General features: G+C 41.8%; 7 protein-coding genes. 4 read left to right on the forward strand and 3 right to left on the reverse strand.

The features are described 5' to 3' along the window. Window positions 1-77 precede the first annotated feature (77 nt). A complete protein-coding gene (cydB, locus tag HWQ39_RS25100) occupies window positions 78-1091 on the forward strand; it encodes a cytochrome d ubiquinol oxidase subunit II (protein ID WP_292851144.1) in 1014 nt (337 codons plus the stop codon). A gap of 349 nt (window positions 1092-1440) precedes the next feature. Then, entirely contained in the window at window positions 1441-4101 is a 2661-nt protein-coding gene (gene acnB, locus HWQ39_RS25105) for a bifunctional aconitate hydratase 2/2-methylisocitrate dehydratase (RefSeq protein ID WP_292851440.1), read from the forward strand. Between the two features lie 204 nt (window positions 4102-4305). Here the strand turns inward: acnB and HWQ39_RS25110 are convergent, their stop codons facing one another. After that, a complete protein-coding gene (locus HWQ39_RS25110; RefSeq protein ID WP_292851147.1) occupies window positions 4306-6735 on the reverse strand; it encodes a hypothetical protein in 2430 nt (809 codons plus the stop codon). 704 nt (window positions 6736-7439) lie between these two features. After that, entirely contained in the window at window positions 7440-8147 is a 708-nt protein-coding gene (locus HWQ39_RS25115; RefSeq protein WP_366932300.1) for a hypothetical protein, read from the reverse strand. Window positions 8148-8916: 769 nt separating this feature from the next. Between HWQ39_RS25115 and HWQ39_RS25120 the strand changes: the two genes are divergently transcribed. Both HWQ39_RS25120 and HWQ39_RS25125 read left to right on the forward strand, forming a co-directional pair. Beyond that, window positions 8917-10014: a Gfo/Idh/MocA family oxidoreductase gene (locus HWQ39_RS25120; protein ID WP_292851153.1), complete on the forward strand. Its 1098-nt coding sequence runs from the start codon at window positions 8917-8919 to the stop codon at window positions 10012-10014. Window positions 10015-10021: 7 nt separating this feature from the next. Beyond that, window positions 10022-10267 carry an HNH endonuclease gene (locus HWQ39_RS25125; protein WP_292851156.1) on the forward strand — a complete coding sequence of 82 codons (246 nt, stop codon included), beginning with the start codon at window positions 10022-10024 and terminating at the stop codon, window positions 10265-10267. A 64-nt stretch (window positions 10268-10331) separates the two neighbouring features. Here HWQ39_RS25125 and HWQ39_RS25130 read toward each other — a convergent pair whose 3' ends face one another. Next, window positions 10332-13049 carry a DUF3536 domain-containing protein gene (locus HWQ39_RS25130; RefSeq protein ID WP_292851158.1) on the reverse strand — a complete coding sequence of 906 codons (2718 nt, stop codon included), beginning with the start codon at window positions 13047-13049 and terminating at the stop codon, window positions 10332-10334. Window positions 13050-13270: the final 221 nt, after the last annotated feature.

The raw sequence follows: 13270 nt of genomic DNA on the forward strand, positions 1-13270 counted from the left end.
ATTCGCAATGAAGATTGCTGTTAGCGGATAGCTAGGGTTTAGCCCGTGCTGAGTATGGTAAATCAATAGGTAACTATATGGAGAATCTAGAACACTTTCTAGCACAAGTTTGGTTTGTCATTTTGGCTCTGTTTTTATTTCTCTACGTCATGTTAGACGGGTTTGATCTAGGCGTAGGTATCCTATCGCTAACCAGTTCCAATGACGACCGACGCGACATCTTAATGACGAGTTTGGGTAATATTTGGGATGCTAATGAAACCTGGTTAGTGTTAATGGGGGGTGCGTTGTTTGGAGCATTTCCTCTCGCTTATGGCACCATTCTGAATGCGCTCTACATTCCCATTTTTGGCATGATCTTTGGCTTGATTTTTCGGGCTGTGGCCTTTGAGTTTCGAGAGCATTCTACAAACAAAGTATTTTGGAATGTGGCGTTTGGAGTCGGTAGTTTCATGGCGGCGCTATTTCAAGGGTTTGCCTTGGGCACCATTTTAGAAGGCATTAAGGTGGATGAAGCGGGTCACTTTATCGGCAGTATGTGGGATTGGCTTGATTGGCGATCGCTCTTAGTTGCCTTGACATTGATCCAGGGGTATGTGTTAATTGGCTCCACCTATCTCATCTTGAAAACTGAGGGAGAACTACAAACATCCCATTACCGCACAGCAAAAATCGCTGCCTGGACAACGCTTGTAGGTGCAATCTTAATCACGATTGCGACTCCTGTTGTGTATGAAAATGCCAGGGCAAAGTTATTTCATCAGCCAGAAGTGTATCTATTTTCAATCATTCCAGTGTTAGGTGTGCTGCTGATTGGGTTATTGATTCAAAGCCTGAACCGCAAAGCAGAAACAACTCCCCTAGTTTGGACAGTACTACTTTTTCTACTTACCTTTGTGGGGTTGGGATTAGTTGTTTTTCCCTATATCATCCCCCCAGGCATCACCATTTATCAGGCAGCCGCAGCACCTAGTGCGTTAGTGTTCATGATTATTTTCATTGGATTTCTGATTCCCATTATGTTGTTCTACAACATCTACAATTACATTGTGTTTCGAGGGAAAGTTGCAGATACACATTATGGAGAATAGGTAATACCAATTTGAGAAATAATTATCGTAAATTAAAGGGTTTAAAAACCCTACATCTTACTTCTTAATTCCGCCTTACGGTACTAGAAAATGCAGCTATAGAGACAAAAACCGCCGACTTGGGTTAAAAATCCTTGATTTTCTTTTAGTCCACGGAGGTGGACTATGTTTGTGTAGTAGCGAATTCCATTTGCTCAATACCTTCCAAACTTTCAGTATAAAAAAAGCTGCTAATAACCGATTACCAGTAAGGCTTTTAGTAATAAAAGTAAGCTAAACTCTTATAGCCAAGTATTGCCTAAAAATATTTCATAATTGAAGGGAGAAAATCCCAATGGAGAAGATAAAAATGCTAGAACAATATCGTAAACACCTTGCCGAAAGAGCAGCACTCGGTATTCCCCCCTTACCATTGGATGCGAAGCAAACCTCAGAATTATGTGAATTACTGAAAAATCCGCCCAAGGGTCAAGAGGAGATATTATTGCATTTATTGAGCGATCGCGTTTCTCCTGGTGTCGATCCAGCAGCTTATGTCAAAGCTGGATTTCTCACCGCCATTGCCAAGGAAGAAATCACCAGTCCATTGATTGCGCCCATAGAAGCAGTGCAATTGCTGGGCACAATGATCGGTGGTTATAACGTGCAATCTTTAATCGATTTGCTGCAATTGCCCACTGTATCCCTCTCCGACTCATCCGAAACACCTCTGGTAATGGGTGGACAAGGAAAGGAACCCATTTCCGCCTACGCCGCCAACGCCTTAAGCAAAATCCTGTTGGTGTATGACGCTTACCATGATGTTTTAGAGTTGTCTAAAACCAATCCTTTCGCCAAACGGGTGGTTGACTCTTGGGCGGAAGCTGAATGGTTTACCATGCGCCCCACAGTCCCAGAAGCGATTACTGTCACCGTTTTTAAAGTTCCTGGCGAAACCAATACCGACGATTTATCCCCCGCCCAAAGCGCCACAACTCGCCCAGATATTCCCTTACACGCCTTAGTGATGCTAGAGTCACGGCAACCGGGAAGCTTACAAACCATTGTCGAGTTGAAGAAAAAAGGCCATCCTGTAGCTTACGTGGGGGATGTAGTTGGTACAGGTTCCTCGCGGAAATCTGCCATCAACTCCGTGTTGTGGCATACAGGAAATAATATACCTTTTGTGCCAAACAAACGCGCTGGGGGTTATGTTTTAGGTGGTGCGATCGCGCCAATCTTCTTTAACACAGCAGAAGATGCTGGTGCTTTGCCTATTCAGTGCGATGTCACCAAACTCGAAACCGGCATGGTAATTACCATCCATCCCTACAAAGGTGAAATCACCAACGAATCAGGCGAAGTCATTTCCACCTTTGACCTTAAACCTGATACTATCCTCGATGAAGTCCGCGCAGGTGGACGCATCCCCCTACTTATCGGGCGTACCCTCACCGACAAAACCCGTCTTGCACTTGGTTTAGAACCCAGCAACGTTTTCACCCGTCCCAAGCAAGCCTTTGATACAGGGAAAGGCTACACCCTAGCACAGAAAATGGTAGGTAAAGCTTGCGGATTACCTGGTGTGCGTCCCGGCACATCCTGCGAACCTATTATTACTACCGTTGGTTCTCAGGATACCACAGGCCCCATGACCCGCGACGAATTGACAGAACTAGCTTGTCTTGGTTTCAGTGCAGACTTAGTAATCCAAAGTTTCTGCCATACTGTTGCTTATCCCAAACCAGTAGACATTAAAACTCATCACGAACTCCCCGATTTCTTTGCCTCTCGTGGCGGTGTTGCCCTCCGTCCCGGTGATGGTATCATCCACTCTTGGTTAAATCGGATGCTGCTACCCGACACCGTGGGAACTGGCGGCGACTCTCACACCCGCTTCCCCTTGGGTATTTCCTTCCCCGCCGGTTCTGGGTTGGTAGCCTTTGCAGCCGCCTTGGGTGTCATGCCTTTAGATATGCCAGAGTCAGTTTTGGTAAGATTTAAAGGAGAATTGCAACCAGGTGTTACCTTGCGAGATGTCGTGAATGCTATTCCCTACGTGGCAATTCAAAAAGGTTTGCTGACAGTAGAGAAACAGAATAAGAAAAACATCTTCTCTGGGCGAATTTTAGAAATAGAAGGTTTGCCAGATTTAAAAGTTGAACAAGCCTTTGAACTCACTGATGCAAGTGCTGAACGTTCTTGTGCCGGATGCACAATTAAGCTGAGTGTAGAGACAATTTCTGAATATCTGCGTTCTAACATCGCATTGCTGAAAAATATGATCGCACGAGGCTATAACGATCCGCGTACCATGCTGCGCCGTGTGGCCAAGATGGAAGAATGGTTAGCAAATCCCGTGTTATTAGAAGGCGATGCCGATGCGGAGTATGCCGAAATAATTGAAATTGATTTGAACGAAATCAAAGAACCAATTGTTGCTGCTCCCAATGACCCCGATAATGTTAAGTTATTATCGGAAGTTGCTAACGATCCAGTGCAAGAAGTATTCCTTGGTTCTTGTATGACGAATATTGGTCATTATCGGGCAACAGCCAAAGTTTTGGAAGGTGCAGGTGAAGTGAAAACTCGCCTGTGGATAGCACCACCAACGCGCATGGATGAACACCAATTAAAAGAAGAAGGTGTATACAGCATTTTTGGCGCTGCGGGTGCGCGTACAGAAATGCCAGGATGCAGTTTGTGCATGGGTAATCAGGCGCGAGTTGCTGATGGCACAACAGTATTTTCTACCTCAACCCGCAACTTCAATAATCGCATGGGTAAAGATGCGCGAGTGTATCTTGGTTCAGCAGAATTAGCCGCAGTTTGTGCGCTACTGGGACGACTTCCGACAGTACAGGAATATTTGGATATTGTGGCGAGTAAAATTCATCCTTTTGCCAATGATTTGTATCGGTATTTGAACTTCGATCAAATCGCCGGTTTTGAGGATGAAGGGCGTGTGATTGCCTTGGAAGATATGCCGAGGCTTGAGGATATTTTGGGTATGCCGACTGCCGCAAGGTAGGTAATTATTAGGTGGGCAATGCTCACCTAATAATTTTGATACAGTGTTAAGCATCTAAATCTAAGTTTGAAAAGTGAGATTAAAATGTTCTATGTATTACAGCAGTTTTCATATATTTGAACCATATCTGTCGTAAAGGCACAGCATTGCTGTACCCCTACCACGTAGTCTATTTACCTTAAAATAGTTGTAATACCTAAAAAGCTAGGCAATCAGATTGAAATTGCTACTACTTAGAGTAATATCAGGATTTCCTAAACGAGCAAACTCAAACACTGTTCCTGTACCCAAAGCATTACCATCCTGGTTATAGAATAGGCTGCCACTACTTTGACTAAAGACAATACGCGCACTATTAGCATTGACGAATTGATCGTCACTGACAACTGCAAAGTTAGTTAAAGCCTGTCCTACAGTATTAGTAACAGCATTGAAGGTGGTTTTACTCAGTACAATCTGGTCTTGTCCAGCTTCAAACTCGGTTATGTAATCAACACCTAAGCTTGTGTTAAAAACCCCACTACTTTGGAACAGATATTTATCCCTCCCGGCTCCACCATTAAGAATATCATCGCCCAGTCCTCCCCAGAGTAAATCATCACCAGTTCCACCAGTGAGAATATCATTACCATTACCTCCTTGGAGGGTGTCATTTCCTGCTAACCCTTGCAACTGATCGTTTCCATCACCGCCAATCAGAGTGTTATTTAGTGCATTACCAGTGAGACGCTGATTGCTTGTGCTGGTATTGTTGGCTAACTGTAAGGAATAGTTAGAGTTGACGTTTTTGGAGTCTTGACTAATTTCAACATAATAATTTCCTGCTGCTCCTAATGTTGCAGTAATTTGACCGTTTCGACCAGAACCAGCATAATCAGAGTAAAGTTGTTCTCCACTCTCAATCAATCCATTGTTATTGCGATCGTAATAGATGGCTGCATCGACATAGTTTTGACTCACTCCACTCAAAAGCAAAGTAATATTACTTGTGCTGCTTAGAGAGAATTTATAGTAATCAACTGTGTCTACATTCCCAACAAATTCTTGGATAGTCTGAGTACTAGTCAGAGTGCCAATATTATAAGCAGTGCTGAGTGTGTTCCCAGGATTTGAAGGAATGGAAGGAGGTCTAGATGTGGCTGATAACTGTAGGGAATAGTTAGAGTTAACATTGGTGTTGGCTGTAATTCCAACATAGTAATTCCCGGCTCCTAATGTTGCAGTAATTTGACCATTCCGACCATTACTAGCATAATCAGAGTAAAGTTGTTCTCCACTCTCAATCAATCCATTATTATTACTATCGTAATAGATGAAGGTATTGACATAATATTGACTCACTCCACTCAAAAGCAAAGTGATATCATTTGTGCCTGTCAGGGAGAATTTGTAATAATCAATTGTGTCTACATTTCCAACAAATTCTTGGATAGTCTGAGTACTAGTCAGATTGCCAATATTATAAGCAGTGCTGAGTGTGTTCCCAGGATTTGAAGGAATAGAAGGAGGTGCAGATGTGGCTGCTAACTGTAAGGAATAGTTAGAGTTGACGTTGGTGTTTGCTGCAATTCCAACATAGTAATTCCCGGCTCCTAAGGTTGCAGTAATTTGACCATTCCGACCATTACTAGCATAATCAGAGTAAAGTTGTTCTCCACTCTCAATCAATCCATTATTGTTGCTATCGTAATAGATGAAGGCATTGACATAGTATTGACTCACTCCACTCAAAAGCAAAGTAATATTACTTGTGCTGCTTAGAGAGAATTTATAGTAATCAACTGGGTCTACATTCCCAACAAATTCTTTAATAGTCTGAGTACTAGTCAAAGTGCCAATATTGTATGCAGTACTGAGTGTGTTCCCAGGATTTGAAGGAATAGAAGGAGGTGCAGATGTGGCTGCTAACTGTAAGGAATAGTTAGAGTTGACGTTGGTGTTTGCTGCAATTCCAACATAGTAATTCCCGGCTCCTAAGGTTGCAGTAATTTGACCATTCCGACCATTACTAGCATAATCAGAGTAAAGTTGTTCTCCACTCTCAATCAATCCATTATTGTTGCTATCGTAATAGATGAAGGCATTGACATAGTATTGACTCACTCCACTCAAAAGCAAAGTAATATCATTTGTACCTGTCAGGGAGAATTTGTAGTAATCAACTGGGTCTACATTTCCGACAAATTCTTTGATAGTCTGAGTACTAGTTAGATTGCCAATATTGTATGCAGTGCTAAGTGTGTTCCCAGGATTTGAAGGAATGGAAGGAGGTGTAGATGTGGCTGCTAACTGTAAGAAATAGTTAGAGTTGACGTTTGTAGAATTTTGAGTAATTCCAATATAGTAATTTCCGGCTCCTAATGTTGTAGTAATTTGACCGTTTCGACTGGAGCCAGCATAATCAGAATAAAGTTGTTCTCCACTCTCAATCAACCCATTATTATTGCTATCGTAGTAGATGAAGGCATTGACATAGTTTTGAGTCACTCCCTTCAAAAGCAAAGTAATATTATTTGTACCTGTCAGCGAAAATTTATAGTAATCAAGTGGATTTGCATTGCTGATAGCATCAGTGTAGTTAAAGGATGTGAGAATACCAATGTTTTGAGCCGTCGTTAATGTACTTCCTGGCATATTTTTCCTTTTGTAAAATTTAGACAAGGATTCTTATAGATTTAATATCAGAATCCAATTTTATTTCTGAAAAAGAATAGGACACAACACGGGGTTAAACCTTACTCGTTCAACCCATCAAAACTAGAAAGTTGTTCAGATACTACTACACTGATGGTATAGGATTTTTACTCATTAATAAAATTAATTATACAGAGAATCGAGTTACTGAAGTTAATTCTAGTAATCATTTAATACCTGATGATTTTAGGACTATCTTATTACTCTCATCAAATAATATTCAAAACCTTGTTTCTTCGCGCTTGCTTCCAAAAAAGGATAAGTTTTGAAACCGATTTAATATCAGGATTTTATTTTTATCTCTTCATATATATAAAATAGTCTTATATGATTTGTTAAAGCTAGTGGTTTACCAATAAATGAGATAGGGGATTTGAGCGAAAGCACAATCGCGCAATCGCACAATCATTAAATAAGTCGGTGAATGCCTGAAGATCTGGTGTTTTCAGTACTCGTCGATCTCAGAGAAACTGGTTTTTAGCAATTTTCTTTCACGCCAAAACGATTTTGCATGAAGTCTTGTCGCCTAAAGGGTACATAGTCTACAGCCTATACAAAAATTCCTCTAAATCGCCTGATAAATTGCGAGATTTAGAGGATTTACAATAAGAGATCGAGCAATTTGATCGCTAAATTCTTCCCTTTTAACTACAAGTATTTGCTGAAGCAGAATTCACTGTTGTTAAATCGCCAGTGAAGATAACTGTGTATTGATAAGGTGATGAACCAGAACAATTCATGGAATTTGTATTAGCACGACGGGGAGTCCACCATGACTTTGCTTGCACAGTCAAATTTGCGCCGTTCCATGAGAGAGCATTAACAACTAAAGAGTTAGTTTTGCCATCATCCGCCTTTTTAGCAGATAAGAATGTGGCATAATTAACATCGCCATTGTCTGGATTAATCCGGGCTATAACTGCGACTTTCGGCCCGCCTCCGCTACCATAGTTAGACAGCCAACGCCCAGTAGCAAAGCGGCGAAAATCATTACCTGTTTGAGTGCCGGTGGAAGAGTAAACGCCATATAAAACATTGCTCCCATTCCAATACAATCCATAACCTGTACCATCGTCCCCAGTTGTTTCATAATCATCACGACACCAGGCTTTTATCCCATTATTAAAGCGGATAGTTCTAGGATTTTTGTTATTAGATGAGACTTGCCGATAACCAATGTAAAAGCTTGTTGTTCCACTAACTACTCTGGGGCCATTTTTAGCTTTGATTGTTGCTTCACTATCACCGCAAGTGAATGTCACAGCATTACCAATAGATGAATTTACTGTTTGGGCTAAAACTGGAGGAGCTTTTTGTGTGAGTAATAAATCAGATGCTAATACTATAGACAAAGAGAAACATGCAAAATACTTTTGTAATTTGCGAGAATAATTCATGGTATAAACCTGCCGAGAAAGTGAAACGAGAAACACCGTATCACTATAAACTCTAATTAGTATTTAGACAAGTAAAATTATTGAAATTCTGATTTTCCAGCATTCTCAACATGATAAAAATCAGACTACACTAAAACTTGATAGCTAATATACATAAAAATGCCTGATAACAGCTGTATATAATTATTGCTTATCAAAAAATATCAGCGAATAAAAACAAATGGCGATGGGTTATGCTGGAGCGTAGTCTATTACAGCATTCAAAAAAATAGTTTTAATCAACAATATAGCATTTTTTTGATTTCCCGCATTCCTAGCGAGAAGCTTTCTGTCGTGCTTTATTAGGTAGTTTTAGCCTTATCATCTGATACTTATTCTGTACCATCTTTCGAGAGGCATAGTCTGGTAAATAAAACCTCTTCCTAAAAACTAGGACAGATAAATGTTCAGATTTTAAGCTATTGTTTGGCTTTTTTATAGATAATTTCAGTAGATGATTATCTGTAAATTTATAGACAAATTATTAATTTTTTTCATGTGCTTAATTTCATTAAACTTGATATTATAATTCTTTGGTATAACTTTTTTTGCTGCTATCAAAAATTATAATTGTGAACATTGTTGTTATTTTTTTAAAATTAGAATTTTGCGATAAAAAAAAGCGTACCTTTTGCGGGGTAAGATTATTGGAGTTTAATAAATAATTAATAGGAGCAAAAATGATATGATTGGAATTGCGATCGCAGGCACCGGCTTTGGTCAAAAAGTCCACATCCCTGGATTCCAAGCGCATCCTCGCACTGAAGTAGTTGCTGTTTATCACCGAGATATCAATAAAGCCAAAGCCATAGCAGAATCCCATAATATCCCCTACGCTTCCGACTCATTTGCAGATATTGTGGCATTGCCAGAAGTGCAAGCAGTTAGCATTTCTACACCGCCCTTTTTACACTATGAAATGGCAAAAACTGTATTGCAAGCTGGCAAACATTTATTACTAGAAAAACCGACAACTTTAAATGTAGGTGAAGCTAAAGAAATTTATCAGTTAGCTAAAGCAAAAGGCGTGATTGCGACTGTAGATTTTGAATTCCGCTTTGTACCAGCATGGCAGTTGTTTGCAGAATTATTGTCAGAAGACTATGTGGGTAAGTTACGCCTAATTAAAATTGATTGGTTAGGTTCTTCTCGTGCTGATACTTCACGCCCTTGGAATTGGTACTCTGAGAAAGATAAAGGAGGCGGTGCATTAGGATCTTTGGGTTCTCACGCTTTTGATTATATTCACTGGTTATTTGGGCCAGTCCGTAGATTAAACGCCCATTTAACTACTGGGATTCCCACACGAATTGACCCTGTGAGTGGGGAATCTAAACCAGTGGATACAGATGACAACTGTATATTAACCCTGGAATTGGCAGATGGCACACCTTGTCAACTTTCTATCAGTGCGGTTGTTCATGCACCAAGAACCCATTGGGTAGATGTATATGGCGATCGCGGTACATTAATAGTGGGCAGTGAAAATCAAAAAGATTATATACATGGTTTTCGGGTTTGGGGTTCCCAGGCAGGTAAACCTCTAACGGAAATAGAAATACCGAATCGGTTGATTTTCCCCAATAATCATGCTGATGGGCGTATTTCGGCGTTTATCCGCGTAGTAGACCAATGGGTACAGGGAATTGAACGCAATCAGGAAATTACACCATCATTACGAGAAGGAATTTATTCTCAGTTGTTGATGGATTTATCCCATGAATCTCATCAAAAAGCAAGCTGGGTAGATGTTCCCAGCTTGGAAGGGTTCATTAGTAACTAGAAAACAAATGAGCAAAACACCTCGCATTCGTATTCCGCCGGAAGTAAAGAAATATGTTTTTCAACGTGACCAATACCAATGCCGAAGCTGCGGTAAAACTACTGGAGAAACTAACCTCAGCATTGACCATATCATTCCTCTCGCCCGTGGCGGTCAAAATGATATCAGCAATTTGCAAACTCTTTGCTTAAACTGCAATCAGCAGAAAACAGACAATATTGATCCCCGTTTCCGGCGGCATTTTGATTTATGACGGTTCTCAATCAAGACGCGATTTATCGCGTCTCTACAATTAGGGTTTTGGATACATTACGCACTTATCCCAATTGATTTGAGATCGTGCTGACATCAACGGCTAATTTTTTGCCCAATTTGAGCAACTGAAGACACTGATTATTTCCTTCATTGTCAAGGTTAGTAATACAGACTGGCGCTATCTGACTGTGCAAACAGCTAAAGTATAGTTCTTGCGATCGCTGTAGGGAAATATCAATATTTAGTTGATCCCCGACATCAATCAATCGCTCTAACAGTTGGATATCTGCATTAAAACTACCATTGGCATCGTGCAACAATTGCCAGAGCGATCGCGCAATTAATTGTTCTAACATCTGCTTACCGTCGGGAATATTCAGCCGACAACGCAGATGTTTTGCTTCAGTCGCGATCGCTTCTAATTCTAAGATGTGACTCCAACTCTTTTGGGGATCAGCGATATCTTGCTCAAGCGATCGCAATGTCATCAGACAGCGATGCCCTAAAGCAATATCGGCTGCTACCTGCAATTCTTGGGGTACTGCAATTTCATCACGATGAAACGCCATCAGCACACCGTAATTATCACGATAGGCTTGAGTATATAACTGTCCTAAACGTGCTAGTGTTTCCTGACTCAGCAGCCGCATAATCCGGTGGCGTTCTTCAGCAAATAGATTTTGCAAACTGAAAGCTTCTTTGCCAAATAGCTGCGTCATCACCAAGATCGTATGAGCCGCACTAGCTTGTTTTAGCGCCCCAAACAGCTTTTCTTTTAATTGGCTGTAATCACGCCGCCCGGTAAATTGTTGAATACCGCAGTGGAAATCCCAGCCTCCCAAATGCAGCACCGCAAATACCAAATGCTCGCTTTCCCAAGTAATCTCTGATACTAGCTTTAAATTTCCCACAGCCAGAGTTAGCGATCCCATCCTTTGCAGTTGGTAATCTAACTCATTGGCAGCGTAGCAATAAACCTTTTTGTGGTAACGCTGAGACTGTTTGTCAGCAGCATCTTTTCTCGGTAGGGAATTGTGCGTTTCTGCTGGTTTCTGATTGGTAAATAGGGAAGTAATGGCGTAATGGGCTGCTACTTGCTTAAAACCAAGTTGAGCAGTTAACACGAGTTGCCGATAAATTTCCGCACCATGTTTAAACTCATCTACATTACTAGGAGCTAAACCAAGGCGTTTGACGAAGCCTTTTTCTAACTGCACACCTGCCACATCCCCTGCCAATTCTAAAGCACGGGCGGCATAGCGCAGAATTTGTGTCCCCTCTGGACGGGAAATTTCTTCAAAAAACCAACCGCAACTAGTGAACATTAACAATGCGTGACGCTGCATTTCCAATAGACGTAGAGCGTCTACTTGTTCGGCTGCCGTCAGTTTGTGGGTTTGATGACGGGCTAAGAAACGGTTGACATTGCTAGCAGAGCGATCGCGCAATACTTGGATATATTCATCTCGCGCTAGCCAGGGATCGCGAAATAACTGTCTACCATGTTCTGCATATACTTCAGTTAGCTGATCCCGCAGCCAATTTAGGGCATCCCGCAAAGGACGACGCCATTTTTGATGCCAAACACCGCCCTCACCACCACAACCACAATCATCTTCCCATCTACCGACACCGTGGGCGCAACTCCAAGCTGTGACTGACTTTAATTCCACTTCCCAACTGGGAGAATTTAAACTCAGGTAGTGAGCAAAGTTCGTCACCGTCCAACCTTGTTGAGGAAACTCTTTAGTAAAGGCGTAGGCTAAAGTTTTTTCAGTTCCCTTTTTGTGGTGTCCGAAGGTTTCCCCATCTGTCGCCACAGAGATTAACTGTGCTGGACGATGATCCCCACGCACCGCCGAACCAATACGTCCGGCAAAGTGACTAGAATTATAAACGACATCACTAAAACCCATGTCCCGCGATATCGGGCCATCGTAGAAGAAGATATCAATGTAAGGTAATTCTTCTGTACTACTATCGTTAGAGCTAGTGGCGATCGCACTTAGAGGTGAAGATGAAGTGTCTAGTGTGGGCTTCAAATAACAACGGTAGGGACGGGTGGAATCAATCTGACTACCGCCAACTTCGATCCATTCAGGATGAGGATGTTCTGGAGTAGGCAGTGGACGGCAACGTAGGGCTTGAGATGGTGCAAGGATAATGAAGCGAATACCCTCAGCAACAAGAGCTTCTAGAGTTGCATAATCTACAGCGGTTTCTGCTAACCACATTCCTTCGGGATCGCGGCCAAAGCGGGAGCGGAAGTCTTCTTTACCCCAGCGAATTTGGGTATATTTGTCGCGCTCATTGGCCAGGGGCATGATGATGTGATTGTATACTTGCGCGATCGCATTGCCATGACCATGCAGGCGATCGCTACTCTTGGCATCCGCCTCTAAAATCCGCTGATAAACCTCCACATCGTAGCGTTCTAGCCACGACATCAGCGTTGGCCCGATATTAAAACTGAAATACTCGTAATTGTTGACGATCCCCACCACTTCGCCTCGATCATTTAAGACTCTGGCAAAGGCATTCGGACGATAGCATTCCCAATGAATCCGCTCATTCCAATCATGGAAAGGTGCAGCGCTCGGTTGGCGTTCAATTGCGTCCAGATAAGGGTTTTCCCTTGGTGGCTGGTAAAAATGACCATGCACCGTCACGTAAACACCATTAGCCTTTCTCAGGGGATCAGTTTCTTTGGTGTTATTGGGATCTGAATGTAATGTTAACGTTGAGCCAGAGCTAGCTGGCATTTGGGCAGCAGAAGTCATGTATATTTATCCAAAACAAAAAACTTGCAGTTGCACCGAAAACATTGTGCGTAAACCTTACTCCAATAGTTTGAACACAAAATCCGGTATAAACAACAACTATGGAATCCAACTAAATTTTTGACAAAGCTGTTTTATTGTAGTGGGAAATCTGCGTTATCGCACAGCGCAAAGTCCGTTGGGCGGCTGTGCCGACTTAAAGGAACTTTGCAAGACAGCCC

The organism is Nostoc sp. NMS8, from assembly GCF_017115045.1.
GTDB lineage: Bacteria > Cyanobacteriota > Cyanobacteriia > Cyanobacteriales > Nostocaceae > Nostoc.